Here is a 25206-nt window from a genome sequence, read left to right as displayed (position 1 = left end):
GACAACCAGTCCCATACCCTGGTCGCCGCCTACGCCGAGGCCGGACCCCCACTGACACTCCAGGCGCCGGGAGAAGCCAGTGGGGCGCTGCCTGGAGTGTCAGTGTCCGGGCGCCGGGGTCAGTGCCCCAGCGCGGCGCCTCCGTTGACCTGGATGATCTGCCCCGTCACGTGCCGGGCCGCAGGCGACGACAGCCACTGCACCGTCGCCGAAACGTCCTCAGGCGTGCCGGCCCGCCCGATCAGTGTCTGACCGGTCAGCGTCTCGTGGCGGGTCTGGGACATCTGCCCGCGGAAGAACTCGGTGTCCGCGATGTAGCCGGGCGCCACCACGTTGACCCGGGCGCCGGTCCGGCCCAGTGCGCCGGCCAGGTCGTAGGCGTAGGGGTGCAGCGCGGCCTTGCTGCCCGCGTACGACCCGCTGCCTGAACCACGGTATGCCGCAATGGAACTGAACAGCGTGATCGCGGCGCCCCGGGCGATGCCGTCCAGCTCCCGCAGTCCTTCGACCAGGTTCACCGCGGTGAGCACGTTGGCCCGGAAGTTGCCCTCCCAGTGCCAGGCCGCCCAGGCCGTCCCACCGCGCTCGGCGGCAGCGTCGGCGTCCAGAGCGGCGTTCCCGCCGGCCGCCGCGACCACCACGTCGAACGGCCCGGTCGCCACGGCCGCGGTCAGGGCCCCGAGCACGTCGGCGGTCTCGGTCAGGTCCACCTCCACCGCGGTGGCCGAGGCGGCACCGGCCTTCAGCACCGCGGCCGCCACCTCGTCCAGCCGGTCGCGCCGGCGGGCCACCAGCACCACGTCGTCACCGGCCGCCCCGAAGTCCTCGGCGATCCGTGCCCCGATGCCACTGCTGGCACCGGAGACGATGACTCTTCTCGGCATGTCAGCCCTTCCTCAGGAAGAATTCGCGACCCTGACCGCCCGGCGTTCCCGCCAGGCGATCCAGCGTCGCCAGATCACGAACATGAGCCAGGCCAGGATCATCAGCACGGCGACGATCACGATCGGCGCGAAGATGGCCAGCAGGCTCACCACCACCGACAGGATGTCCTCGATGGTCGAGACCACCGGCGCCCCGAATCCGGCCGTGCTCACGTTGACCACCGGCCGGGCGGCCGACTTGGTCGCGTGCGTCAGACCTGCCACCACCACACCGATCAGCGCACCGGCCCACGGGTTGTCACGCATCCACTGGCTGTTGTCCAGGTTCTGCGCGCTGAACGTGGCGCTGGAGATCAAGCCTCCCACGGTCGGGCGGATCGCCGTGGACACCAGGTCGTTGACGTGATCGACCGCCGGGATCTTGTCCAGCACCAGCTCGACCAGCAGCATGAACGCGCCGGCGGCGATCGCCCAGTTGCTGTCCACCCAGCTGTACTGCGACGGCAGCTCGATCAGGTCGCTGAGCCGGGCGACCATGGCCACCAGCACGAACGGGATCCAGGCGTTCAGTCCCGCGGCCGCCGCCAGTCCGGAACCGGTGAGCGCGGCGATCACCGGGCATCCCCAGGATGAAACATCATGTCCCGGATTGTGCCGGACCTCCCGCCCGGCGCGACCGCTCACGGGTGACGATCACCGCGACCAGCCCCACACCGACGCCGATGCAGGTCTCCGCCAGCCGTGCCCCGACCAGCGGGCCGATCGGCTGCGGGTCGGCCACCTGCACCAGCAGCAGCGCCAGCGGCGTGATGGCGAGCAGGGCGACGCCGTAGTTGCGCACCACGTAGAGCTCCGCCATTCCCTGCAACGCCGCCGCCAGCAGCACGATCGCCGGCTCGGGCAGGTCCAGGGCCAGCAGCAGGGCGGCCACCGCGATCCCGGCGGCGGTGCCGATCACCCGGTGCAGCCCGCGGGTGATCTGCGAGAGGTAGGTGTGCCCGGCCATCGGCACGACCGCCGCCACCATCGCCCAGTACGGGTGGGCGATGCCGGCCGCCGTCGAGATCGTCCCGGCCACCACGACCACCGCGGCGCAGCGCGCCATCTGGACCACCTGCCGGTGCCAGGGGTGCTCGGCGTCCGGCGGCGGGCCGGTCAGCCGGTCGGCGCCGAACAGCCGCACCTCGGCCGCGGCCAGCGCCACGGCCAGGCCGGCGGTGGCCAGGGCCGTGCCCACGGCGGGTGCGATGCCGTGGCCGGTCATCGGCACGGCGGAGCAGGCGGCCGCGGCGAAGGTGGCGAACATCGGCCCGGGCGGCCGCCATCCGAACCGGTCGGACAGGTGCGCCGCGAGCGCCGCCCACACCGCCACCACCGGAACGGCGAGCCAGGCCCGGTGCGGGCTGAGCGCGGTGACCACGCCGCTGGCCACGGCGAGCAGCAGCATGGTCGCGGCGATCAGCTGTACCCGCACCCGCCCGGGGAACCGGCCGGTGCCGCCGTAGACACCGGCGAAGGCGCCGAAGGTGGCGTAGATGCCGAGGTCGACGCGACCGAACGCGTAGAGCACGAGCAGCGGCACCCCCAGCGAGGTGACCGAACGGGCAGCCGCGATACGTACGTTCGGCGGCGGTGGGTGCAGATGTAACAGGTGGCTCACCGCTTCATCATGCCGACGCCCCGAGAATGGGCGCGGTAACGCCATACCCCCCAGCAACACGGAGGACAACACGGATGCCCGTGGAAGAGGTCGCTGAGAATCTGTGGTTCGCCCACCACCGCAACACGAACTGGGTGCTGTACGGCGACGACACCGGGGTCACCCTGATCGACGGCGGGTACCCGGGTGAGCGGGATCTGGTGGAGCAGTCGATCCGGGCGATCGGCCGCAGGCCGCAGGACGTGCGCGGCATCCTGATCACGCACGCCCATCTCGACCACCTGGGCGGGCTGCCCTGGCTGGCCGAGCGTCACGGCGTTCCGGTGTACACGTCGGAGCGGGAGGCCGCGCACGCCCGGCGCGAGTTCCTCGAGCAGATCAGCCTGAAGCAGGTGCTGAGCCACCTGCACCACCGCCCCTGGCGCACTTGGCTGCGGCAGGTCGCGCCGCTGTTCGTCGGCAAGATGGACACCAGTCTGCCCACGGCGCAGGCCTTTCCGCACGACGGGCCGCTGGACCTGCCGGGTTCGCCGGTGCCGGTCGCGGCCGAGGGACACACCAGCGGGCACGTCGGCTACCACTTCCCCGCCCTGGGTGCCCTGGTCACCGGGGACGCCCTGGTCACGGCGCACGGCACGTCCCGGCTCCAGGGACCGCAGCTGCTGCACACCGACTTCCAGGAAGACCTGGCGCAGGCCGCGCGGAGCCTGGACGGTTTCGTGCGGACCGGCGCGGTGCTGATCCTGCCGGGGCACGGCCCGGCGCTGCGGATGCCGATCGCCGAGGCGGTGGCAGCGGCGCGCGCGGCCTAGAGGGGCAGAAATGGTGGACGACGGTGAGCTTTCGAGAAGCTCGTCGTCGTCCACAGTTTCAGAGGTCGTCGAGCGACACCAGACCGTCCTGGATGGCCCGGGCGACCAGCGTGGCCTTGGTCGACGCGGGTCGCCCGGTGTTGGCGTACTTGATGCGCACCCGGTCGATGTAGGTGGACACGGTGCGGGCCGAGATGCCGAGCTTCTGCGCCACCAGGTCCTTCGACTCGCAGCGGAACCACTCCAGCAGCACGTCGACCTCACGGGGCGCCAGGTCGGGGCGGATGCGGCGGTTGTCCACCCCCATCGCCCCGGCCAGCGACGGCGACACGTAGGGCCGGGACTCGGAGGCGGCCCGCACCGCGTCGACCAGGTGCGCCTGGCCCTCGGCCTTGGTCAGGTAGGTGAAGGCGCCGATCTCCAGGCAGGTCAGGGCGGTGTCGCTGTCCTCGCGCATCGAGTACACCACCACCTGCCGCCCGTGCTCGACCAGGCGGGACAGGTCGGCGTAGGCCGGGGCCCCGCCCAGTTGCAGGTCCATCACCACGACCGGCACCGAGCGGCCGGGTTCCAGCCAGGCCACGGACAGGTCCGACCCGGCCGCGATCACCTCGACCGCGGGGGTCGCCATCGCCATCCAGGCCTGCACCCCGGCGAGGATCGCCGGGTGGTCGTCGACCAGAACCACCTTCACGCCGGCGTCGCCGTCCATGTCACCCCCGCCCTCAGGGCACCGGGAAGACGACGATCGACCGCGATCAGCGCAGGACCGACGATCACGTGACGTAGGGGCAGAAACTGCCACTGACGGTCCACCGGGGGCAACGACACCGGCGCAGTATGGCAGCAGGGCGTGGAAGACTCACGCTTTGTCACCCAACGGTGACGAATCATGACGCCTGGTCACGATTTCCGTGACCAGGCGTTCCCGCAGCCGGATCAGGCCCGGCACCCGCCCCTCCCCGGGTGCCGAGCGAGCCTCATCCCCCATAAAGGCGGGAGAGCGAGGTCCGGCGCTCCTTGACGCGTTGCAAGTCTGTGTCATGGCCGTGAACCGTGGTGACGGTCAAACACCCCACAAATCCCATCTGCCCACGGTGGCGCGCCGCACATCCATGCATTTGCACGGTTTCACCTATGTTTGGCATGTAACGGTGTTAGGTTCGCTGGGTGGACCTGCGCACGGACGTCGCACATCCCGCACGCGTGTACGACTTCATCCTCGGCGGCACGAGCAACTACCCGGCCGATCGTGAGGCCGCGGCCCAGGCCGTGGCCGGGTGGCCGAATCTGCCCACATCCATGCGCCAGAACCGGCTCTTCGTGCAGCGCACGGCGCGCTACCTGGCCCAGGCCGAGGGCGTGCGGCAGTTCCTCGACATCGGCTCCGGCATCCCGACCTCGCCGAACCTGCACGAGGTGACCGGCCCGGACAGCAGCGTGGTCTATGTCGACAACGACCCGGTCGTGCTGCGCGAGGGCACCGCTCTGCTGACGCCCGGGCACGCCGAACGGGTGCGCTACGTCGAGGCGGACATGCGCTCACCGGAGTCGATCCTGGAGGCACCGGCCTTCACCGAGCTGATCGACCCCACCCGCCCGGTCGCGCTGTCGATCGTCGCGGTGCTCCAGTTCGTGCCCGACGACGTGGCCCACGACGTGGTGCGGCGCCTGCTGGAGCCACTCGCGGCCGGCAGTTTCCTGGTGCTGTCGATGGTCACGGCCGATCACGACCCGGGCATCCTGCGCACCGTCGACGCCTACAACGCCCGCGGCATGTTCGCCGTGGCCCGCAGCGCCGCCCAGGTGCGCGAGTTCTTCACCGGCATGCAGATGATCGAGCCCGGCGTCTCACTGGTGCACCGCTGGCGCCCCGAGCTCGGCCGCCTCGACGACGAGCGGGCCACCGACGCCGACGTGGCGATGAGCGGGGGCGTGGCCCGCAAGTAACGGCCCAATCCCTGCTCCGCACAGCCCTTCTCACCTGATCATCGGCACCCGCCACCCCAGGACTGCCCCTTCGCCGTCCACCGTTCGGGTGACAACGAGCGAAACCCTGCCCGAAGAGCCGGAACCCGGCCCGGGCGACAGAGCGCGAGCGTAGAGTGACCGGCATCTCACTCTCGCGCCGTCCAGACGCGACCGGATTCTCGGCTCTGGAGTCAACCATGCTCACACGCAAGAGTTTTCGTCATGCGGCCCTGCCCGTCACCCTGCTCGCGGCCGGGGCGAGCGCCCTGGCCGCCACCACGCCCGCGCTCGCCGCCGACGAGGCGCCGGCCCAGGTCCGCATCGAGGGCGACCGGGTGCACTTCACCGCGGCGCTCGGCCAGGCCAACCACCTCAAGGTCACCGTCGGCAAGATCACCACCAGCGACGACCACTACTACCGGACCTACACCCTCAAGGACGTCTGGGAGATCCAGGCCGGCAGCGGATGCGTCTACCCGGAAACGGCCGACTACACCCGGGTGCAGTGCACGCTGGAGATCTACGACACCCCCTCGCCGCTCGACACCGGCGTGTTCGAGCTCCTCGACGAAGACGACGAGGTGGTGTTCGAGAACCCGTCCCACCAGGCCTTCGACTACAACAAGTTCTGGCTCGGCAGTGGCGACGACACCATCACCAGCCGCCAGGAAGACGGCGGCATCGACGGCAGCGCGATCTGGGGCGGCCCCGGCGACGACGTCATCGTGGCTGGTCCCGGTGGCGACAACAGCTCGGCGCTCGGCGGCACCGGTGACGACGTGCTGCGGGTGAGCGACTCCGGCAACGGCGGCGCCGGCGACGACATCCTCTACGCCACCGACGGCGCGGCGCTGCGCGGTGACGCCGGCGACGACCGGCTCTACGGCAGCTCCGGCGCCGACTCCCTCTACGGCGGCCCGGGCAACGACTCCGTCTGGGGCAAGAAGGGCGCCGACACGCTCTGGGGCAACAGCGGCAACGACCGGCTGTACGGCGGCCCCGGCACCGACACCATCCACGGCGGGCCGGGCAAGGACGTCATCCGCCAGAACTGACATGATCCGTGTCCATGGACAGCGACACGTTCTGGGTGGTCGTCGGCGCGGCCCGCGCCGCGGCCGACGCCACCGGCCGGCCGATCGAGGAGACGCTGCACGACGAGCTCGTCCGGCACTCCCCCGAAGACATCGTCCTCTTCCAGAAACATTTTGACGACGCCGCGAACGCCCTTTACCGGTGGGACGTCTGGGGTGCCGCGTACCTGATCGGCGGTGGCTGCTCCGACGACTCCTTCATCGACTTCCGGGCCGGGCTGATCACCTACGGCCAGGCCTGGTTCGACCGGGTGCTGGCCGGGCCGGACAGTCTGGCCGGCCATCCCGCCGTGCTGGAGCAAGACGGCGAGCGGCTGTTCATGGAGTCGGTGAACTACCTGGCCAGGGAGGCCTTCGAGCAGGTCACCGGGCACGGCGACAACTTCCACACGGAATGGAACAGCCGCAGCCAGTCCCTGGCCCGCAACAGCTGCCCGAACCTGGGCGAGGAGTTCGACTTCGACGACGACGCCGAGATGCGCCGCCGCCTGCCACAACTCGCGGCCCGGCTGCTGGGCTGATCAGTCCTGGTTCCGGTGCGGCAGCAGCTCCTGCATCTTGGTCCGGATCCCGGCCGAGATCACCCCGCGCCGGTTCTCGTCGCCCTTGAGCAGCGCCGCCGCCGTGGCCCGGGCCTGCTCCAGCGTGGCGTGCGGCGGGATCGGCGGGAAGTCCGGGTCCACGCGCACGTCGAGCACCGCCGGCCGGCCGCAGGTCAGGGCCTGGTCCCAGGCCCGGCCGAGGTCTTGCGGCCGGTCCACGGTGATGCCCTCCAGCCCGATGCCGGTGGCGAAGTCGGCGTACGAAACCTCCGGAAGCGACTGTGACTCGACGAATTTCGGTGATCCACCCATCGAGCGCAGCTCCCAGGTCACCTGGGTCAGGTCGTTGTTGTGCAGCACCACCGTGACGAACCGCGGGTCGGCCCACTGCTTCCAGTAGCGCGCGACGGTCAGCAGCTCGGCCAGGCCGTTCATCTGCATCGCGCCGTCACCCTCGAACGCCACCACCGGCCGGTGCGGCTGCCCGAACTTGGCCCCGATGCCGTAGGGCACGGCCGCGCCCATCGTGGCCAGCGTGCCGGACAGCGAACCGCGCATCTCCCCGGTCAGTTCCACGCAGCGCGCGTACCAGTCGGCGGCCGATCCGGAGTCGGACGTGACGATCACGTCGGCGGGCAGCCGCCGGGACCCCTCGCGGAACAACGCCATCGGGTTGATCGGGTCACCCGCCACCGCGGCCTCCCGGTCGACGGTCTCACGCCAGCGGGACACGTTCTGCTCCACGGTCTCCCGCCAGGAGCGGTCCTCCTGGCGGCGCAGCAGCGGCAGCAGGGCGCGCAGGGTGGCCGCGGCGTCACCGACCAGGTTGAGCTCGTAGGGGTAGCGCAGGCCGAGGTACTTGCCGTCGATGTCGATCTGCACCGCGCGGGCCTGGTCCAGCTCCGGAAGGAACTGCGAATAGGGGAAGTTCGAGCCGACGGTCAGCAGGGTGTCGCAGTCGCGCATCAGCTCGTAGCTCGGCCGGGTGCCGAGCAGGCCGATCGCGCCGGTGACGAACGGCAGGTCGTCGCCGAGCACGTCCTTGCCCAGCAGGGCCTTGGCCACCCCGGCACCGAGCACGTCGGCCACCTGGATCACCTCGGCCTTCGCGCCGCGCGCGCCCTGCCCGATCAGCATCGCCACCTTCGAGCCGGAGTTCAGCAGCTCGGCCGCGGCCCGCACGCTCGCATCGTCGGGCGACACGGTGGGCCAGCTGGTCACCGGGTGGCTGGAGGGCACCTGCCGGAACGCGTGCTCCGGCGGCTCGTAGGGCAGGTCCTGCACGTCGGCCGGGATGATCACACAGGTCGGCGCCTGCCGGGCCTGGGCCGTGCGGAACGCCCGGTCCAGCACGTTCGGCAACTGCTGCGGCACCGTGACCATCTGCACGTACTCACTGGCCACGTCCTTGAACAGGCTCAGCAGGTCGACCTCCTGCTGATAGGCCCCGCCGATCGCGCTGCGCTCGGTCTGGCCGACGATCGCCACCACCGGCACGTGGTCGAGTTTGGCGTCGTACAAGCCGTTCAGCAGATGGATGGCGCCCGGGCCGGAGGTGGCCACGCAGACACCGGGCCGGCCGGTGAACTTGGCGTAGCCCACCGCCTGGAGCGCGGACATCTCCTCGTGCCGCGACTGCACGAACTGCGGCTGGTCGTCGGCCCGGCCCCAGGCCCCGATCAGGCCGTTGATGCCGTCACCGGGATAGCCGAAAACCTGTTCCACACCCCATTCCCGCAGGCGGGACAGAACGAAATCGGCGACGGTCTGGGTCACGGGTCCTCCGGAGGCGACGTGCGACGACGTCCTGGCCGTCGCCCTTGTCTCGGGCGGGAAGCGGGCAGCCGTCGACGGCGCCGCACCCAGGCGTCCTGGTCCGCCCCTCACTATTCTCCGGAACGCGCGGGCCGCAACGGCAGACCGGCAACCACCACGATCCCGGCACCCGGCCGATACTCCTCCTTCAGGTGGATTCCGGGGCACTTTCGCGCGGTATCCGATCATCCCGCAGGCTGATTCGCCCACCCCGGTGCGACCGTAGGGTCTCGGCGAGGCGCACAAAACGGACGCCTCACCACACTCCCGAGGGGGGATCCCGTGATCGTCAGTCGCCGTTTCTTCAGACGCGCCGCTCCTGCCGCCACCGTGGCGCTGTCCGCGGTGCTGGCCGGATCGGTGGTCACCGCGGCCGGGGTGACCGCGGCCGAGCGTGTCTCCGGCCAGAGCACCGCCGCCACGTCGTCCGCCGCGCTCGACCTGGTGGTACCGGTCAAGACCCAGACCGTGCAGCGCTACAAGGGTGAGGACATCGGGCTGTACGGCCTGGGCTTCTACGCCGTCGCCCCGAAGGACCTGGAGATCCGCACCCACCGCGGCAAGTCGTACAAGGACCCGATCACCACCACGCTGAGCTCGGGCGGGGTCGTCACCACCCTGCCCGCCGGGATCACCGCGAGCCCGTCCACGCTGACCAAGTTCTTCGACGTCAGGGTCAAGGGCCCGGCCGGCAAGTCGGTGCTGAGCCAGAAGATGGACTTCTGCCCGAGCTCGGCCGAGCAGAACCGGGTCACGGCCGAGGCGGTGGCCGAGTCGCCCTACCCGCAGGAGTGCGGGAGCCACCCCTACGCGCTCGGGCACGTGTTCGGCCTGCCCGCCGGCTGGGCCACGCCGGTGCTCGGGAACTGGGACAACCCGCTGTTCTTCGGGGGTAAGGACGGCACCTACACGCTGACCGCGACGGTCAGCAAGCCGTGGCGCAAGGCCCTGGGCCTGACCACCGCCGAGGGCACCTCCACGATCAAGATCAAGGTGTCCACGGTGAAGGAGGGCTCGGGCTTCGGCACCGCCTCCACCCACGACATGAACCACAACCACGGCCTGAGCATGACCGGCATCGACATGACCGCCACCGACCTGTCGCCGCAGCACGCCGCCCGGGAGGCCGGGCGCAAGGCCGCTCTGGGGCAGCCCAACGTGCCGGCGAAGTCGGCGCCCACGGGTAACCGGCTGTCCGCGGCCGCCGCGGACGACCTGCCCAAGCCCGACCTCCGTTCGCTGCCCGCGTATCAGATCCGCCTCGACCGGACCAGCAAGAAGAACAAGACCTACCTGACGTTCGGCGCCACCGTCTGGAACGCCGGCCCGTCGCCACTGGTGGTCGACGGCTTCCGGAAGAAGGGCAAGAGCGTGCTGGACGCCTACCAGTACTTCTTCGACCAGGACGGCAAGCAGGTCGGCTACAGCCCGGCCGGCGAGATGGAGTGGGACCCGCGCACCGGCCACAACCACTGGCACTTCAAGGCTTTCGCCTCGTACCGGCTGCTCGACTCGACCAAGAAGAAGGCCGTGGTCAGCGGCAAGGAGGCCTTCTGCCTGGCCCCGACCGACTCGGTCGACCTGACCGTCGACGGCGCCCAGTGGCAGCCCGAGTCGACCGACCTGTACACCGCCTGCGGCCAGGGCAACGCCAACCTGCTCAGCATCCGCGAGGTGCTCAGCACCGGCTGGGGCGACACCTACTCGCAGGACCTGCCGGGCCAGTCGTTCAACATCACCAAGGTGAAGGCGGGCGTCTACTACATCCAGACGCTGGCCAACCCGGACAAGAAACTGGCCGAGTCGACCTACGCCAACAACTCGGCACTGCGCAAGATCAAGATCGGCGGAAAGCCCGGCGGCAAGCGCACGATCAAGGTGTACCCGTACCAGGGTGTGAAGGGCTGACCCGAGGACGCCGGCGCCCGTCCGGGCGCCGGTGTCACCCGATCCGTACCGTGCGGGCCCAGGCGGGCGGCCTCGGCGGCCACCACACCCCCTCGTCGTCCAGGCACCGATGGACATCAGCTGGTCAGAAGTGGGCACCCGGCCATGGTGGGCCTTCGACCAGCCTGAAGGTCAACGACCCGGCGGAACGCCGACGACGCCGGGCCCCTCACGGCCCGGCGTCGTCCGTGCACGGAAACTCAGGCGGCCGCCCCGGCCGGGGCGGCGACACCACGGGCGAGCCGCGGCGAGATCACCTGGTCGATACTCAGGCGGCCGGCACCGACCGCGCCGATGAGCAGGGTGATCGCGGCCAGGATGAGCACGTACTCGAAACCGCCGTCCTGCGAGAACAGACCGGCGTCGAGGTGGGCGAAGTACAGGGCGCCGAGCATGTTGAACGCCTGGAGCAGGCCGACCAGCGGCACGGCCAGCCCGGCGATCATCAGCACGCCGCCACCGAGCTCGACGAGCATGGCGAACCAGGCGCTGACGGTGGGCAGCGGGATGCCCATCGCATCGAAACCCTTGGCGGTGGCGTCCATTCCGTTGGTGCTGAACTTCTGCCACCCATGGGCGATGAAGACGACACCGACCGCGACCCGGGCGAGCAGAACGGCAATATCGCGCAGCAAGAGGGAATTCACGAGAATCCTTTCAACCGGTCAAGACTGGAGGGGGAACCGGCGGAGCGCCCCGTCGCGCTCCCATCGGCCGATTGATGCGCCCAGTTTTCCCGGCCTTGCCCTAGCGAAAGTTGAAGAGACAATTATCGGCACCTCAACTCTGCGCTTAACACTCGTCACTCTGAGAGTTCCCTGTACCCCGACTGGGTGTTGCTCCAGGCAACAAGACGCCACGACGGTGGACGACGACGGGCGCGCGCGGCCCGTCGTCGTCCACCGTTGTGAGAGTTCCGCCGGATCAGGAGGCGGCGACGGTGCCGCGGGTGAGGCGAGGCAGCACCACCTGGTCGAGGCTGAAACGCCCCGCACCGACGGCGGCGAGCAGGAGCGAGAACGCCCCCAGGGCGAGCACCAGTTCGTAGCCACCCGTGCTGGCGAACAGGCCGGCGTCGAGGTGCACGATGAAGAGCGCACCGAGCATGTCGAGCAGCAGCAGGATTCCGACGATCGGCACGGCGAGCCCGGCGATCAGCAGGGCGCCACCGACCAGTTCGACCACGGCGGCGAACCAGGCGCTGAGAGTCGGTGCGGGAACGCCCATCTGGTCGAACGAGGAGGCGGTGCCGCTCATGCCCCACTCGTTGAACTTCTGCCAGCCGTGGGCGATGAAGATGACGCCGAGGGCGAGCCGGGTGACGAGCTTGGCGAGGTCACGCAGCATGGCGTTGTTCACAACAGTCCTTTCGACGGGTCACGACGCCCACCACGATGACCGATCGAAAAACTTGAATCAACAAATATTGAGCGTTCAACGATGAGGGAAAGCTCACGCTCCCGCTGTGCGGAACGCGATCAGAGACTGGTGCTGTGGTCGGCGCGGAACCGGTCGCGGCCGCCCGGCAGGTCGAGCGTGCCGACCGGCAGCTGCACCCGTTCGAGCAGTCGCAGCAGGTCGGCGTTCATCCGGAGAATGGCCGGGAGCGCGCTGTTGCCGCGCAGATCGGCCACGTCGAGCGCGCCGAGACCGCCGCCGTAGTCCTCGTCCTGCGGCCCGAGCATGTCGTTCAGCGCGTCCAGGTTCTGCTCCGCGTCCTGCCCCATCAGGTCCACGGCGCTGAGCAGGTCGCTGTAGGCGATGATCATCCCGCCGGACACGTGCATCGTGACCAGCTCGGTGTGCAGCTCGTCCATCCGCCGCTCCACCGCGGCCAGATCTCTCAGCTCCTGGGTGAGGGCAGGCCGCGCCGGGTAGGCCGGGTAGTCCAGCGACGCGCACGAGTCCCCGCACCGGCCGGCGTGGGCGGCGTTGATCGCGTCGATCTCGTTCTCCACCGCGACCAGCTGCCGGTTGTACTCGGTCAGCGCGGCGCGCACCCTCGTCACGGTCGGCAGGTAGCGGCGCTCACCGGCGAAGAAGGCGGCCCGGCTGAGCATGAACCGGTCCAGCTGGGGTCGCAGCTCCGCCTGCGCCCGGGCCAGGGCCGCTGCCTGCCTCTCGGCCTCCGTGCCCGGGCCGGACGCGCCGGCCAGCCGCAGCACGACCACCGTCAGCCCGGCCACCAGTAGCACCACGAACAGGAAAACCCAGGCCCCGGTGTGCTTTCCGCGTCGTTCCACGGTGCGGGCGCGGTTCGGGGTGAGGATCTCCCGCATCTGCACCTGACGCGGCAACGGGATCCGGTCCGGCCGGGAGGGCGGGGGCACCGGCGGGGGCGCGGGCCGGTCCGCGGCCCGCGTGCCGCAGTTCTCGCAGAAGCTCTGGTCCTGCCCCAGCGGACGCAGGCACGCCTGACACGTCAGGGTCGTCGTCACACCCACGTTTGCCCCCGGACGCGAGCTGAAGAGATGGTCAGGTTCTCTTCGGCAGCTCCGGCGCGGGAGTCAAGGGGCCGGCGACGACCTCGGTGGCGATCCTGGTCAGCTCGGCGCGCAGGTCGTCGGGGCCGGCGCAGGAGAACTCGTCACCCGGAATGGCGGCGCGCAACGTGACCACGCCGGCGAAGGTGGAGAACAGCAGCCCGGCCCGCAGCCGGGCCGCGGCCATCTGCTGCGGGGTCGGGTCGGTGTGGTGCCGCCGCGCGATCACCTCGGCGAAGTGCGAGATCACCGCGCCCAGGGTCTGGTGCCGCAGCTTCGAGGTGCGGCTGTCGTCACTCGTCTCCCGCAGCATCACCAGCAACGGATGCTTGCCGCCGTAGTGCGGGTCAGGCGTGCCGCCACCGGTGAGCCCGTCGACGAACTGCTCGACCAGCTGCTCCAGCGTCTGGGTCTCCAGGCGCTGGAACAGGTCCGCCGTCTCTTCCAGCACGACCTCGAAAAGCTGTTCCTTGGAACCGAAATACCGGTAGATCAGCGACACGTTGACGCCCGCGTCACGGGCGATGTCGCGGCTGGTGGTGCGTTCGTAGCCGAGGGCGGAGAACCGGCGGCGGGCCGCCCTGAGCAGGTCGGCACGGGTGGCCCCGGCATCCCGCACCCGTGGCCGGTGCTGCCCTGATGTCGCCGTCATCCGTCAAGTATCACGCATGTAAACGATCGTTTGACTACCGGCCGACGACGGCCCTACCTTTCAAGTAAACATGCGTTTGCAAAGGGAGACCCGATGGCTCACGCCTCCGACGAGGTCGGCACCCACCCCGGTGACACCGACCTCGACCCCCGCCTGGACCCGGAACAGGCCGGCGGGTTCCGCTCCACCGTCGAGATCGTCGCCACCGGTCTCGGCGCCCTGATGGCGGCCCTCAGCCAGACCCTGGTGATCCCGGTGCTGCCCGAGATCGCCACCGACATGCGGGCTTCCGCCACCGCGACGCAGTGGATGCTCACGGCCACCCTGCTCACCGGTGCCGTCGCCGTGCCGATCCTCAGCCGTCTGGCCGACATGTACGGACGGCGCCTGCTGCTGATGATCAGCCTGGCCGCCCTGACGGTCGGTTCGCTGATGGCGGCCCTGACCTCGAACGTCGAGGTGATGATCGCCGGGCGGGCGCTGTCCGGCCTGGCCAGCGCCTCGATCCCGCTCGGGATCAGCCTGCTCGCCGCCACTCTTCCGGCCTCCCGCAAGGGCTCGGCGGTGGCCCTGATCTCGGCCATGCTCGGCATCGGCAGTGCCCTCGGGCTGCCGCTGGCCGGGCTGATCGCCGACAACTTCAGCTACCGCGTGCTGTTCTGGATCGGCGCGATCGGCGCCCTGATCAGCGTCGTGCTGGTGCGGCTGCTGGTGCCCGAGCCGAAGCCCAGCCGGGAGGGCAGCGTCGACGTGCTCGGCGCCCTGCTGCTGGCCGGTGGCCTGGTCAGCCTGATCCTGCCGCTCTCGCAGGGCACCGACTGGGGCTGGACCTCGCTGCGCACGCTGGGTCTTCTCGTGCTCTCCGTCGTCCTGTTGTTCCTGCTCACCCTGACCGAGCTGCGCACCACGAATCCGCTGGTGAACGTGCGGGCCATGGCGAACCCCCCGGTGGCCATCACCAACGTGGCCTCGATCTTCATCGGGTTCGCGCTCTTCGCCACCTTCGTGGGGACGGCGAACTACGTGCAGGCCCCCGAAGCCACCGGCTACGGCTTCGACTCGTCCGTGCTCACCGCGGGGCTGTGCCTGATGCCCGGCGGTGTGCTGATGCTGCTGCTCTCTCCGGTGACCGCCCGGCTGATCGGCTCGTGGGGGGCGGGCCGGGTGCTCGCCCTCGGCGGCACGATCATCGCGCTCGGCCTGCTGGTCCGGATCACCCTGGTGGCCGACCTGTGGCAGATCGTGGTCGGCAGCACGGTGATCGGCCTGGGCAGCGGCATCGGCTACGCGGCCCTGCCCAGCCTGATCAACCACCACACCCCGGCCCACGACCTGGCGGCGGCCAACGGCATCAACACCCTGGCCCGCTCGCTCGGCAGCACGCTGGCCAGCGCCCTGGGCGGCAGCCTGCTGGCGGCGATCACGATGTCGCTCGGCCCGGGCATCGAGGTGCCCTCACTGACCGGCTACCGGGTGCTGTTCACCATCTGCGCCGTCGCGGCGCTGCTGGCGGCCGGGGCCGGGCTGGTCGTGCACCGCACCGGTGAGGCGAAAACCGCTGCGGCGGCTGACGAGTCCTGACCTACTGGTTCACGTCAGGGGTGCGACACCTGCGTCGCACCCCTGATGTCGACCGCCCGCCGGTGCAGACCCAGCCAGTACGAGCACACCTGGCGGGCCACCTCCAGCAGGTCGTCGCCGTTGATCGGCTTCTGCACGTAGCTGTTGGCCCCCGACGCGGAGCTCTCCACGATGTCGCGCTCGGCCGCCGAGTTGGACAGCATCACCACCGGCAGCGAGCGGGTGCGCGGATCGGCCCGGAGCATGCGAAGCGCCTCCAGGCCGTTCATCCGGGGCATGTTGATGTCCATCAGCACGACCGCCGGCTCCAGGGCCTGCGAACCGTCCTCGGGCAACAGCAGTTCCAGTGCCTCGACGCCGTCGCGGGCCAGGACCATCCGGTTGGGCACGCCGCACCGGGCGAAGGCCCAGCGGGTGAGTTCCGCCTCGTCGCCGTCTTCCACGAGCAAGATCGGCCCTGCGATCTCGTGCATCACGCCCCCCGAGTCATGGCACCAGGTCCGGACCCGACCCTAGCCCGTTGACCAGCGCAATCGGCGCCACAAGGCTTCGACGCGCCCGGTCGGTCCCGGTCGGCCCGCGCCACCTCCGACCTCGGAGCCATCCAGCATGTCGACCAGCCGCCAGTAGCGCCGGCCGTCGGGATCCACGTCACCGGGCGGGTCGTCGCGCTGGAGGATGTTGCCGGCGAACATCAGTTCACGCCGCCACCCCTCGAAGTCCTCGAACGGCATGACGGCCTCCTGCTCCCGTTTGCCGCCCGGATTATCCTGGCAGGCGGACGAGGGGACGACGATGAACCGGTACCGGCACGACCTGGCGGCCGCCCGCATCAGGCTGCTCACGCCGCCGGCCCCGCTGGCCGTGCACGACGGGGTGGAGTTCCTGGAGATCGGGCGGGGGCGACCGGTTCTCGTCGTCCACGGAAGCAACGGGGGCTGGGACCAGGCCGTGGACTGGGCCGGGCGGCGGCTGGGGCCGGGGTTCCGCACGATCGCGGTCTCCCGCTACGGCTACCTGGGGTCGCGGCTCCCGGCCGGGGCGAGCACCTCGGGTCAGGCCGATCACCTGGCCGGGCTGCTCGACCACCTCGGCCTCGACCGCGTGGACGTGGTGTCGCTGTCGGCCGGCTCGACGACCGCGGTGCGTCTGGCCCTTCGGCATCCGGAGCGGGTGCGGCGACTCGTGCTGGAGTCGCCGGTGCTGCCCGCCGAACGCCCGCTGCGGCTGCCACCCACGGCCGCCCTCCGCCTGATGCTGCACACCGAGGTGCCCACCTGGCTGGCCACGCTCGCGCCCCGGCTGGTTTCCCGGGCCGGCGGTATCCCCTGGAACCGGCTGGACACCGCGGGCCGGGCCGAGCTACGCGAGATCATGCTCACCATGCTGCCGGTGACGCCCCGCCGGGCCGGGATGCTGTTCGACAACACCGTCACCGCTCCCGAGACACTGCGCGACGAGCTGCCCTGGGAACAGCTCGCAGCGCCCACCCTCGTTCTCACCGCTGTCGATTCACCGCTTCCGAAACCCGCCGACGCGCAGGCGATCACGGCCCGGATCCCGCAAGGACGCCTGGAGCTGATGCCGTCGGGCGGGCACCTGCTGCTCGGCAACGTGCCGCGCCTGCGCGAAGTGCTGCGCGACTTCCTGATCTGAGGGCCACGCACCTCAGCCGCTACCTGCCCCGCGCATACCTCCCCTGTGACACGACGCCCCCGCGACACGACGCCTCTGCGACACGACGCCTCTGCGACACGACTGCCCCTCGGCCCGACCCACAGGGAGGTGGCTTTCGTTTTTGACACCGGCAAGGCGCCCAGGGTGGTGTCAAAAAAGAAGAAAGACCCCCGTGCTCTCGCGATCGCCGGTCCGCATATCCGGAGGCCGGGCGGGTCCGGACCCGCGTGACTCCCGGAACGGTCCGGTCGAACGGCGGCACCGGGATGGCCCTCACTCCACCCCGGCGCCGCCGTCTCCATCCGGGCCGGCCCCTGATCCGGGCCCGGATGCCCCAGCACGTCGCGGTTTCCACTCCGGATCCCGCGACGACGGCCGATTCCGGCTCAGCAGCCGGCGAGCAGGACGCCCGTGGCCACGGCCTCCCTCTCGGGAATCCGGACCGGGCAGAACGACGCGGCGGCGTCGCCGGAGATGGTCGGCTCGGGCGCGGCCGGAGCCGCGTAGACCACTCCGGCGCTGAATCCGGTGACAGCCAGGACGGCCACCGCCAGCATCGTCACGGTGATGGTCACCTGTCCCCGGGTCCTGCGCATGCCTGTCTCCTCAAACCAATCGGGCCGAACAGCCTTCAAGGCCGGGCCGCCCCTCGCGGAGGGGGAGGGCAGCCCGGCCGCCCTACGAGAGGTGAGATGCACGCGAGGGCAAGAAGGGTCGGAGAAGTTGCCGTGACGCCCCTCACATTCATCGGAACGAGGGCTAACCGGGCGCTAATTCGCCGGTTTCAGCACCACGGGACATTTCGACGACGACACTGCAAAGCCGCCGGTTACCCGCGGGGGTGCAATGGTTAAGCCACACCACGTAGTTGGACGGTCGTTCAGAAATGGCCTGGTCAAAGGCGATTTTTCGGCTGTTAGGGTCACCGCCGTGAATCTCGGGAATGGAAACTCCGCAAACCGCCGCCGCACGGCGACGGTGGCAGGCGCCACGGCCGTACTGGTCATCGGCGTCTCCGCCACCGCCATGGCCTGGCCCCGCGGGGAGAGAGCGGGACACCCGCGAACCTCGTCCGCGGCCAGCTCGACCACCGCCCCGGCCGCGACGACGAGCGCCGCGGACACCACCGAGGACACCACCGAGGACACCACCGACGACGACACCACCGCCACCGCGTCGCCGAGCGCCTCCAGCTCGACCAGCTCGTCGGGGAGCACCACCACCGCCGCCGCGAAGACCACCTCGGGCGACGTGATCGCCAACCTGTTCGAGTGGAACTGGACGTCGGTGGCCACCGAGTGCACCGACGTCCTCGGCCCGAACGGCTACGGCGGCGTGCAGGTGGCCCCGCCGCAGGACTCGCTGAAGCTCAACAGCGGCACCCACTCCTGGTGGGAGGTGTACCAGCCGGCCGGTTACGACCTGAACAGCCGGATGGGCTCCGAGGCCGAGTTCAAGAGCATGGTCAGCACCTGCCGGGACGCCGGCGTCGACGTGTACGTGGACGCCGTGATCAACCACATGTCCGGCGCCGACATGACCAACCCGAAGTCGTACAGCGGCAACTCGTACACGTCCACGAACTACCCGGGCCTGTACACCGCCGACGACTTCCACACCGACAGCGACTGCCCGACCTCCTCCGGCACCGTCGAGGACTACGACAACGCCACGCAGGTGCACTTCTGCCGGCTGTCGAACCTGGAAGACCTGAAGACCGAGAGCACCTACGTCCGCGGCGCGATCGACACCTACCTGAACAAGCTTCTGGGGTACGGGGTCTCGGGCTTCCGGGTGGACGCCGCCAAGCACATCCCGCTCGACGACATGCAGGCGATCATCGACGGGCTGGACCAGACCGTCGACGGCACCGACCCGTACGTGGCGCTGGAGGTGTTCGGCGGCAAGGGTGAGCTGTCCCAGGCGTCGTACTCCGAGCTCGGCAGCGTGCTCGGCCTGGACGCCTCGGTCGACCTGAAAGAGGCCTTCGCCGGCAAGATCTCGACGCTGAAGACGTTCGGCGACACGCTGATCCCGTCGAGCAAGTCGCTGACCTTCGTGATGAACCACGACACCGACCGCAGCGGCGACTCGATCAGCTACAAGAACGCGAAGACGAACAAGCTGGCCACGCAGTTCATCCTGGCCAACGACTACGGCACGGCGCAGGTGTACTCGTCATTCGCCTGGTCCGCCCCCGACGACGCCCCGCCCTCGGGCAGCGACGGCATGGTCACCGACACCGACTGCACCAGCGACGCGTGGGACTGCCTGGACCGCGACGCCGGGGTGCTCGCCATGGTGAAGTTCCGCAACAGCGTGGGTGACGCCGCGGTGACGAACTGGTCGGACGACGGCTCGAACCTGATCGCGTTCAGCCGTGGGACCAAGGGCTGGACCTCGCTGAACAACAACTCCTCGGCCAAGACCCAGAGCTTCCAGACCAACCTGGCCGCCGGCACCTACTGCGACCTGGTCACCGGCGGCGTGGACGACGGGGCCTGCGCCGGCACGCAGGTGACGGTGGGCTCCGACGGCAAGGCCTCGGTCACCGTACCCGCGATGGGCTCGATCGCCATCACGAAGGATTCCCTGATCTAGGGACCCCGGTCTCCGGCCCTGGCCGCCCCAGGACCGGATCGTTCTGCCGCCCGTCCATGACCTGCCGCCGGCCTGCCGGCAGGAATCATGGACGGGCGGTGGGCTTTTGCCGCCTGTGCTGCCTCGACGGCCAGCGCCACGCCGTTGAGCCGCAGCACCGTGGCGCCGCGCAGGTGGGGAAGATCGGCCTCGCCGTCGCCGGCGGAGTTCAGGAAGGCGACCTGCTCGGTCCAGTCCAGGCGGGTGCCGTCGCCGTCCGGCCACAGCTCGATCGTCACCAGGGCCGTCCACATCGGGAGCTGGTTCACGAAGGTCTCGTACACCTGAACCAGGCGCCGCCCGGGATCGATATGTAGCCAGCGGGAACGATTCTCGATGATCTCGTCGCCGTCCGGCGTGGGGAAGACGGCACCGGCACGCTCGGCGCCGCCCACCCGGAAGTCGAGGTGGTAGCCGGCGCCCCGGCCGGGCATCCGGAACCACCGCAGGCGCAGTTCGTCGTCTTCGAAGACCCGGAAAACCAGGGACGGCGCAACGGCGAACTCACGTGACACGGTGAAGGTGTGATGCCGGACCGGGGCTCCCGAAGTCTGCACGGCTGCCATCACACCACAGGTGACGGCAGCCGGGCGTCGGCCTCCGGGCGGACTCAGCGGCGGCCGCGGGCCTTGGTCTGGTAGTTGACCGGACCCGGAAGGTCCATGGAGTGCCGCTTGCTGCGGGAGTTCCACGACCAGCGGCCGATGTGCCAGGTACGGCTGGTGCCGGTCTTCGAGACGTTGAGACGCAGGAACGGGAGCAGGTTGATCCGTTTGCGGAACGTGAAAGGCATGTCTTCTCTCCCTCGGCTGCGGTGCTCGACCCGTTGACAACACCATTGGGCCAACTGATCACCCCCGCAATTCGGGACGGATCATGGATTCGGCAGCAGACCCGGCCTCCAGGTCTGCATCCGGCCCTTGCCCTGCGCCTTCGCCTGGTACATCGCGACGTCGGCCCGCACCAGCAGCTCCGGCAGCCCGATGCCGCTCCCGGCGGTGACCAGGCCGATACTGGCCCCGATCGTGTACTCGCCGTCCGGCCCGCTACGCAGACCCGAGACCCCCAGCACGATCCGGCCCGCGATGCGCCGGGCGGTCTCCTCGTCGGTCCCGCTCAGCAGCACGGCGAACTCGTCACCGCCCAGCCGGGCCACCACGTCGCCGTCGCGCACCAGGCCACGCAACAGCACCGCCACCCGCATCAGCAGGTCGTCCCCGGCGGCGTGCCCCAGGTTGTCGTTCACGTTCTTGAAGTCGTCCAGGTCGATGAACATCACGGTGAACAGGCCGGGCTCGGCCAGCAGCCGGCCGGTGGCCTCGGTGAAGCCCTGCCGGTTGGCCAGGCCGGTCAGCGGGTCGGTGAGTGCCTGACTGAGCAACTCGGCATGGGCCACGCTGTTGCGGTGGGCCAGCAGCACCTGGTTCAGGATGCTGGCGGCGGTGGCCACCACGTCGGGCGGCACCCGGCGCGGATGACCGAGGGCGAAGGCCACCCCCGGAAGTTCGTCGTACACCAGCAGTTCCCACACACAGCCGTCCTCCAGCACCGCGGTGAGAAGCCCGCGCATCTGCGGCGACCCGAGCCCGACGTCATCCGTCACCGACACGAAAGCCGGTGGAAGGGACATGAATCCGGACGCCCGGCCGAACTCCAGGCCGTTCGCGGTGCGGGCCACCCGCACCGCGCGCAGCCCTGGGGTGTCCGCGGCCAGCGTGTCGATCGCCCGCCAGCCGGTCTGCCGGATCCGGGCCTCGTCGGTGGCCCCGAGCAGGAGCCCGCCGGTCTCCGAGATCAGCCGCTCGCGGCGGGAACTGGCTTCCCGGGCGATCAGCGAGTCGGCCAGCTGCCACCCCAGGAAGGTGACCGAAAAGGTGCTTAGCACACCCGCCACCACGTACGCCTGCACCAGCTCCGGATCCGGTCGCACCTGTACGGCGGCCCACAGCAGAGCCCCCGCGGCGAAGGCAGCGGCGTAGAGCACGGCGCGCAGCAGGGCGCGTCGTCCACCGGTGAAAAGACATCGGTACCAGATGTTCTGGAACCCGATGCCGAAGGCGACCATGGGGATGTCGACGAACACCAGCACGACGACGAAACAGAGGACGTCGAAGACCTCCATGGCGATCGGCAGACGCCCCAGCCGGTACCCCGTCACCAGCGAGACCGCGATCCCGGCGAGGGTCGCGACCAGCAGCAGTTTCCGGTCCGCCGTCGACACCAGAACCGGCGCGCAGCCCAGCACCGTGGTCAGCACCACGGCCATGGCGATCCAGCGCATCCGGGTGAGCACGGCCTCGTGCGGCGGCAGGCGCCACGAGGCCCGGTCCGATGCCTGCACGGTCGCCCCCATCCGCCCCGTGAGCTGGAGCGCACCTCAGATGTCGGCGGATCCGGCGGCCGGCTTGAGCCGTCGTGGACCGGACGGTGCCGACGACCTGGCGGACGACGGCCTGGCGGGTCAGGCCGTGCCGGTGAGGTTCAGCCGGTAGCCGCCACCGGTGGAGAACTGCACCGCCACCGCGAACCGGTCGCCCCGCACCAGGGTGCGCCGGTACTCGGCCGGGCCGTTCGGGCCCTGTGCCCGCCGTTCGATCGCGAAAGCGGGCACGGAGGCGCCGGTTCCGAGCAGCTCGCGTTCCGCGGCGGAGGGCAGCACGGCGTGGATGGTCTCTTCTCCCCCGCCGAGCCGCACCCCACAGCGCCGTTCCAGCTCGCGGTAGACCGCGGTGTGGCTGAAATCGACGTCCATCAAGGGTTTCGCCAGTTCGGCCGGCAGCCAGACCCGGTCGAGGGCCAGTGGTTCGTCACCGGCCAGCCGGATCCGTTCCAGGTAGAACAGCTCACTGCCGGCGCCGAGCGAGAGCCGGGCCGCCACCTCGGGATCGGTGCGCAGCTCCAGAGCCCGCACGATGCTGCGCTGTTCGAGCCCTTCCGCCTCGACCGAGGCGAACAGGCTGTACAGCGCGCCGAGTGGCTGGGTGATGCGGCGGGTGCCGGTGGCGATGCGCGGGCGGCGGCCGCGCCCGGCGATGACCACACCCTCGTCGCGCAGCCGGCGCAGCGCCTCGCGCACCGTGTGGCGACTGACGTCGTAGGCCTCGACCAGGGCCAGTTCGCCGGGGAAGTCGGAGGTGAACTGCTCCTCGTTCAGCCGGCGGCGCAGGTCGGCGTGCACCTGCGCCCACAGCGGCAGCGGGCCGGAGCGGTCGATGCAGCCCGCCCAGGCACCATGACCGGACGACGTGCCGGGCGACGTGCCGGTGACCTGCTCGTGCGTGAAGTTCACCGTCACTTCCTACCGCTCTCCGTTGCCCCCGCCGTCCACCGGGTTTAATGTACGGACATTCGGATGTACCAGCAATACGTGGGAGAGTGCCGGTCGTGATCCAGGTTGACGTCATCGAGACCAGTGAGCTGGGCGATCGCAGCTACGTCGCCCACGACGGCACCAGCGCCGTCGTGGTGGATCCGCAGCGCGACATCGACCGGGTGCTCGACCTGCTCGGCGCCAAGGGCCTGACCTGCGTCCTGGTGCTCGAGACGCACATCCACAACGACTACGTCACAGGCGGTCTCGAACTGGCCCGGCGCACCGGCGCGCCCTACGGCGTGAACGCCGCCGACCCGGTCTCGTTCGAGCGGCAGCCGCTGAACGACGGTGACGAGCTGACCGCGGGCTCGCTGCGGGTGCGGGTCATCGCGACGCCCGGCCACACCGACACGCATCTGGCCTACGTGGTGGAGACCGACTCCGACGCGGTCGCGTTCACCGGCGGCTCGCTGCTGTTCGGCAGCGTGGGCCGCACCGACCTGGTCGACCCGGCGCGCACCGAGGAACTCACCCACGCCCAGTACCGCTCGGCCCACCGGCTGGCCCACGAACTGGCCGACGAGGTGCGGGTGATGCCGACGCACGGGTTCGGCAGCTTCTGCTCGGCCAGTTCCTCGGTCGGCGGCACCGCCAGCACGATCGGCGAGCAGAAGAAGCAGAACGACGCCCTGCTGGAGCCGGACGAGGAGGCGTTCGTGACCCGGCTGGTGGCCGGGCTGACCGCCTACCCGGCGTACTACGCGCACATGGGCGTGCGGAACCGGCAGGGCCCGGGCCCGGTCGACCTGACCGTGCCGGAGCCGGTGGACGTGGCCGAGCTGCGCCGTCGCATCGCGGACGGCGAGTGGGTGGTCGACCTGCGCGACCGCACCGCCTACGCCGCCGGGCACCTGGCCGGCACCGTCAGCATCGACCTGGGCGGCCAGTTCACCACCTACCTCGGCTGGCTGATGCCCTGGGGCGCCGAACTCACCCTGATCGGCGAGAGCCAGGAGCAGATAGCGCTGGCCCAGCGCCAGCTGGTGCGCATCGGGATCGACCGGCCCGACGCCACGGCCGTCGGCGTGCCCGGCGAAGAGTCGTACCGCAAGGCGGATTTCGCCGATCTGGCCGCAGCGCTGAAGAGCGGCGCGGGCATCGTGGTGCTCGATGTGCGCAGGGACGACGAGAGGGCCGCGAGCCACCTGCCCGGTTCCGCCCACGTGCCACTGCACCGCCTGCTCACCGAGCTCGACTCACTGCCGGCCGGCGAGCTGTGGGTGCACTGCGTGAGCGGCTACCGCTCGGCCATCGCGGCCAGCCTGCTGCGCCGGGCCGGTCGCGAGGTGGTCTGGATCGCGGACGACTACGCGAACGCGGGCTCACTGATCCAGGCGTAGGGCCCGGTCACGGCGTGGAACTGGCGATGCAGATCAGGTTTCCGCAGGTGTCGTCCAGCACCGCCATCACCATCGGGCCCATCTCGGCCGGCTCCTGGGTGAAGTGCACCCCGAGGCCGCTCAGCCGCTCGTACTCGGCCCGGCAGTCGTCCACGGCGAAGCTGGTGAACGGGATGCCGTCGGCCGCCAGCGCCTTCTTGAACGGCGCCACGGCCGGGTGTCCCGAGGGTTCCAGCAGCAGCTCGACCCCGTCGGCGTCACCCGGCGCGGTGACGGTGAGCCAGCGGTCGGCGCCGGCCGGCACGTCGTTCTTCAGCACGAAACCGAGCTTGCCCGTGTAGAAGTCAAGGGCCTTCTGCTGGTCGTCGACGAACACGCTGGTGATGTGGATTCGCATGGCCGTCAGGTTACGGTCTGTGTCACACCGGATCCAGCACGTAGTTGCCGTTGGCGCTGCCCTCCGGGTCGATCCGCTGCATCACCTTCAGGGCCAGCCGCAGCACGTCCGGGTCCTGGGTGGCACCGGTCTGCCGCAGGCCCTCGATCAGGGTGTCGCGGTGCTCCTCCGGCCGGGCGATGTAGTCCTCCAGCGCGGTCTGCGCCTCGGCCTGACCGGCCAGCCGGTCGTGCAGCGCCGAGCGCAGCGAGGTGAAGTCGTCGGCCACCTCGCTCTGCATCGTGCTCGAATCGGCCTTCGACTCCCCCGCCACCACGGCGGTGAGGATCAACGACAAC

At 70.2% G+C, this 25206-nt stretch carries 27 protein-coding genes; 9 read left to right on the top strand and 18 right to left on the bottom strand.

Going from position 1 to position 25206, the window contains the following annotated elements; translation table 11 throughout:
* Nucleotides 1–119: 119 nt before the first annotated feature.
* Genes KIH74_RS10860 through KIH74_RS10850 form a run of 3 tightly spaced genes read right to left on the bottom strand, consistent with a single transcriptional unit; the run spans nt 120 to nt 2544 of the window.
* Nucleotides 120–884, bottom strand: coding sequence for an SDR family NAD(P)-dependent oxidoreductase (locus KIH74_RS10860; protein WP_214155724.1), 765 nt, complete (start codon nt 882–884; stop codon nt 120–122).
* A gap of 12 nt (nt 885–896) precedes the next feature.
* Entirely contained in the window at nt 897–1499 is a 603-nt protein-coding gene (locus KIH74_RS10855; protein ID WP_214155723.1) for a DUF4126 domain-containing protein, read from the bottom strand.
* Between the two features lie 22 nt (nt 1500–1521).
* Nucleotides 1522–2544 carry an FUSC family protein gene (locus KIH74_RS10850; protein WP_214155722.1) on the bottom strand — a complete coding sequence of 341 codons (1023 nt, stop codon included), beginning with the start codon at nt 2542–2544 and terminating at the stop codon, nt 1522–1524.
* A gap of 74 nt (nt 2545–2618) precedes the next feature.
* Between KIH74_RS10850 and KIH74_RS10845 the strand changes: the two genes are divergently transcribed.
* Nucleotides 2619–3356 (top strand): MBL fold metallo-hydrolase, encoded by a 738-nt coding sequence (locus tag KIH74_RS10845; RefSeq protein ID WP_214155721.1) that lies wholly within the window; start codon nt 2619–2621, stop codon nt 3354–3356.
* 58 nt (nt 3357–3414) lie between these two features.
* Here KIH74_RS10845 and KIH74_RS10840 read toward each other — a convergent pair whose 3' ends face one another.
* Nucleotides 3415–4068, bottom strand: coding sequence for a response regulator transcription factor (locus KIH74_RS10840; RefSeq protein WP_214155720.1), 654 nt, complete (start codon nt 4066–4068; stop codon nt 3415–3417).
* A 458-nt stretch (nt 4069–4526) separates the two neighbouring features.
* Here KIH74_RS10840 and KIH74_RS10835 point away from each other — a divergent pair, with 458 nt between their 5' ends.
* From KIH74_RS10835 to KIH74_RS10825, 3 genes are all read left to right on the top strand, one after another.
* A complete protein-coding gene (locus tag KIH74_RS10835) occupies nt 4527–5306 on the top strand; it encodes an SAM-dependent methyltransferase (RefSeq protein ID WP_214155719.1) in 780 nt (259 codons plus the stop codon).
* Nucleotides 5307–5524: 218 nt separating this feature from the next.
* Nucleotides 5525–6382: a calcium-binding protein gene (locus KIH74_RS10830; protein ID WP_214155718.1), complete on the top strand. Its 858-nt coding sequence runs from the start codon at nt 5525–5527 to the stop codon at nt 6380–6382.
* A gap of 14 nt (nt 6383–6396) precedes the next feature.
* Nucleotides 6397–6942: a DUF4240 domain-containing protein gene (locus KIH74_RS10825; protein ID WP_214155717.1), complete on the top strand. Its 546-nt coding sequence runs from the start codon at nt 6397–6399 to the stop codon at nt 6940–6942.
* On the opposite strand, the gene KIH74_RS10820 is transcribed toward KIH74_RS10825, so the two are convergent.
* Nucleotides 6943–8739: a thiamine pyrophosphate-requiring protein gene (locus KIH74_RS10820; RefSeq protein ID WP_214155716.1), complete on the bottom strand. Its 1797-nt coding sequence runs from the start codon at nt 8737–8739 to the stop codon at nt 6943–6945.
* A 321-nt stretch (nt 8740–9060) separates the two neighbouring features.
* Between KIH74_RS10820 and KIH74_RS38500 the strand changes: the two genes are divergently transcribed.
* On the top strand, nt 9061–10686 hold the full coding sequence (locus KIH74_RS38500) for a lysyl oxidase family protein (RefSeq protein ID WP_214155715.1): 1626 nt from the start codon (nt 9061–9063) through the stop codon (nt 10684–10686).
* 239 nt (nt 10687–10925) lie between these two features.
* On the opposite strand, the gene KIH74_RS10810 is transcribed toward KIH74_RS38500, so the two are convergent.
* From KIH74_RS10810 to KIH74_RS10795, 4 genes are all read right to left on the bottom strand, one after another.
* A complete protein-coding gene (locus KIH74_RS10810; RefSeq protein WP_214155714.1) occupies nt 10926–11372 on the bottom strand; it encodes a DoxX family protein in 447 nt (148 codons plus the stop codon).
* A 277-nt stretch (nt 11373–11649) separates the two neighbouring features.
* A complete protein-coding gene (locus KIH74_RS10805) occupies nt 11650–12084 on the bottom strand; it encodes a DoxX family protein (RefSeq protein WP_214155713.1) in 435 nt (144 codons plus the stop codon).
* A 119-nt stretch (nt 12085–12203) separates the two neighbouring features.
* The gene (locus KIH74_RS10800; RefSeq protein WP_214155712.1) at nt 12204–13163 is read right to left on the bottom strand and encodes a hypothetical protein; all 960 of its coding nucleotides are present in this window, start codon (nt 13161–13163) and stop codon (nt 12204–12206) included.
* A 37-nt stretch (nt 13164–13200) separates the two neighbouring features.
* The gene (locus KIH74_RS10795; protein ID WP_214155711.1) at nt 13201–13860 is read right to left on the bottom strand and encodes a TetR/AcrR family transcriptional regulator; all 660 of its coding nucleotides are present in this window, start codon (nt 13858–13860) and stop codon (nt 13201–13203) included.
* A gap of 93 nt (nt 13861–13953) precedes the next feature.
* Between KIH74_RS10795 and KIH74_RS10790 the strand changes: the two genes are divergently transcribed.
* Entirely contained in the window at nt 13954–15441 is a 1488-nt protein-coding gene (locus KIH74_RS10790) for an MFS transporter (protein ID WP_214155710.1), read from the top strand.
* 14 nt (nt 15442–15455) lie between these two features.
* Here the strand turns inward: KIH74_RS10790 and KIH74_RS10785 are convergent, their stop codons facing one another.
* Complete coding sequence (locus KIH74_RS10785) at nt 15456–15914, bottom strand: response regulator (protein ID WP_214155709.1); 459 nt, start codon at nt 15912–15914, stop codon at nt 15456–15458.
* Between the two features lie 39 nt (nt 15915–15953).
* Nucleotides 15954–16175: a hypothetical protein gene (locus tag KIH74_RS10780; RefSeq protein WP_214155708.1), complete on the bottom strand. Its 222-nt coding sequence runs from the start codon at nt 16173–16175 to the stop codon at nt 15954–15956.
* A 61-nt stretch (nt 16176–16236) separates the two neighbouring features.
* Here KIH74_RS10780 and KIH74_RS10775 point away from each other — a divergent pair, with 61 nt between their 5' ends.
* A complete protein-coding gene (locus KIH74_RS10775) occupies nt 16237–17097 on the top strand; it encodes an alpha/beta fold hydrolase (RefSeq protein WP_214155707.1) in 861 nt (286 codons plus the stop codon).
* Between the two features lie 407 nt (nt 17098–17504).
* Here KIH74_RS10775 and KIH74_RS10770 read toward each other — a convergent pair whose 3' ends face one another.
* A complete protein-coding gene (locus KIH74_RS10770; protein WP_214155706.1) occupies nt 17505–17714 on the bottom strand; it encodes a hypothetical protein in 210 nt (69 codons plus the stop codon).
* A gap of 334 nt (nt 17715–18048) precedes the next feature.
* Here KIH74_RS10770 and KIH74_RS10765 point away from each other — a divergent pair, with 334 nt between their 5' ends.
* Nucleotides 18049–19719: an alpha-amylase gene (locus KIH74_RS10765; RefSeq protein WP_214155705.1), complete on the top strand. Its 1671-nt coding sequence runs from the start codon at nt 18049–18051 to the stop codon at nt 19717–19719.
* Here the strand turns inward: KIH74_RS10765 and KIH74_RS10760 are convergent.
* The 4 genes from KIH74_RS10760 to KIH74_RS10745 form a co-directional block, all read right to left on the bottom strand.
* Nucleotides 19716–20273: an SRPBCC domain-containing protein gene (locus KIH74_RS10760; RefSeq protein WP_214155704.1), complete on the bottom strand. Its 558-nt coding sequence runs from the start codon at nt 20271–20273 to the stop codon at nt 19716–19718. The genes KIH74_RS10765 and KIH74_RS10760 overlap by 4 nt on opposite strands.
* A gap of 95 nt (nt 20274–20368) precedes the next feature.
* Nucleotides 20369–20551, bottom strand: a complete 183-nt coding sequence (locus tag KIH74_RS10755; RefSeq protein WP_214155703.1) for a DUF4236 domain-containing protein — start codon at nt 20549–20551, stop codon at nt 20369–20371.
* A gap of 81 nt (nt 20552–20632) precedes the next feature.
* Nucleotides 20633–22099, bottom strand: coding sequence for a GGDEF domain-containing protein (locus KIH74_RS38495; RefSeq protein WP_214155702.1), 1467 nt, complete (start codon nt 22097–22099; stop codon nt 20633–20635).
* Between the two features lie 120 nt (nt 22100–22219).
* Nucleotides 22220–22936, bottom strand: coding sequence for a GntR family transcriptional regulator (locus tag KIH74_RS10745; RefSeq protein ID WP_372492045.1), 717 nt, complete (start codon nt 22934–22936; stop codon nt 22220–22222).
* 206 nt (nt 22937–23142) lie between these two features.
* Between KIH74_RS10745 and KIH74_RS10740 the strand changes: the two genes are divergently transcribed.
* Complete coding sequence (locus tag KIH74_RS10740; RefSeq protein ID WP_214155700.1) at nt 23143–24471, top strand: MBL fold metallo-hydrolase; 1329 nt, start codon at nt 23143–23145, stop codon at nt 24469–24471.
* A gap of 7 nt (nt 24472–24478) precedes the next feature.
* Here KIH74_RS10740 and KIH74_RS10735 read toward each other — a convergent pair whose 3' ends face one another.
* Together KIH74_RS10735 and KIH74_RS10730 are read right to left on the bottom strand one after the other, a co-directional pair.
* Nucleotides 24479–24868, bottom strand: coding sequence for a VOC family protein (locus KIH74_RS10735; protein ID WP_214155699.1), 390 nt, complete (start codon nt 24866–24868; stop codon nt 24479–24481).
* A gap of 22 nt (nt 24869–24890) precedes the next feature.
* Nucleotides 24891–25205 (bottom strand): Het-E N-terminal domain-containing protein, encoded by a 315-nt coding sequence (locus KIH74_RS10730; RefSeq protein WP_214155698.1) that lies wholly within the window; start codon nt 25203–25205, stop codon nt 24891–24893.
* Nucleotide 25206 lies beyond the last annotated feature (1 nt).

The sequence above is a fragment of the Kineosporia corallincola genome (assembly GCF_018499875.1).
GTDB classification, from domain to species: Bacteria; Actinomycetota; Actinomycetes; order Actinomycetales; family Kineosporiaceae; genus Kineosporia; species Kineosporia corallincola.
Note: the sequence above shows the minus strand (reverse complement) of the source record. Positions and strands in the feature narration are given on the sequence as shown.

Excerpts from the sequence above, each read along its gene's own strand:
- KIH74_RS10790 (WP_214155710.1), top strand. The coding sequence starts at position 13,954 with ATGGCTCACGCCTCCGACGAGGTCGGCACCCACCCCGGTGACACCGAC.
- KIH74_RS10845 (WP_214155721.1), top strand. The coding sequence starts at position 2,619 with ATGCCCGTGGAAGAGGTCGCTGAGAATCTGTGGTTCGCCCACCACCGC.
- KIH74_RS10840 (WP_214155720.1), bottom strand. The coding sequence starts at position 4,068 with ATGGACGGCGACGCCGGCGTGAAGGTGGTTCTGGTCGACGACCACCCG.
- KIH74_RS10755 (WP_214155703.1), bottom strand. The coding sequence starts at position 20,551 with ATGCCTTTCACGTTCCGCAAACGGATCAACCTGCTCCCGTTCCTGCGT.
- KIH74_RS10830 (WP_214155718.1), top strand. The coding sequence starts at position 5,525 with ATGCTCACACGCAAGAGTTTTCGTCATGCGGCCCTGCCCGTCACCCTG.
- KIH74_RS10775 (WP_214155707.1), top strand. The coding sequence starts at position 16,237 with ATGAACCGGTACCGGCACGACCTGGCGGCCGCCCGCATCAGGCTGCTC.
- KIH74_RS10780 (WP_214155708.1), bottom strand. The coding sequence starts at position 16,175 with ATGCCGTTCGAGGACTTCGAGGGGTGGCGGCGTGAACTGATGTTCGCC.
- KIH74_RS10795 (WP_214155711.1), bottom strand. The coding sequence starts at position 13,860 with ATGACGGCGACATCAGGGCAGCACCGGCCACGGGTGCGGGATGCCGGG.
- KIH74_RS10825 (WP_214155717.1), top strand. The coding sequence starts at position 6,397 with ATGGACAGCGACACGTTCTGGGTGGTCGTCGGCGCGGCCCGCGCCGCG.
- KIH74_RS10770 (WP_214155706.1), bottom strand. The coding sequence starts at position 17,714 with ATGCGCAGGACCCGGGGACAGGTGACCATCACCGTGACGATGCTGGCG.
- KIH74_RS10860 (WP_214155724.1), bottom strand. The coding sequence starts at position 884 with ATGCCGAGAAGAGTCATCGTCTCCGGTGCCAGCAGTGGCATCGGGGCA.
- KIH74_RS10735 (WP_214155699.1), bottom strand. The coding sequence starts at position 24,868 with ATGCGAATCCACATCACCAGCGTGTTCGTCGACGACCAGCAGAAGGCC.
- KIH74_RS10785 (WP_214155709.1), bottom strand. The coding sequence starts at position 15,914 with ATGCACGAGATCGCAGGGCCGATCTTGCTCGTGGAAGACGGCGACGAG.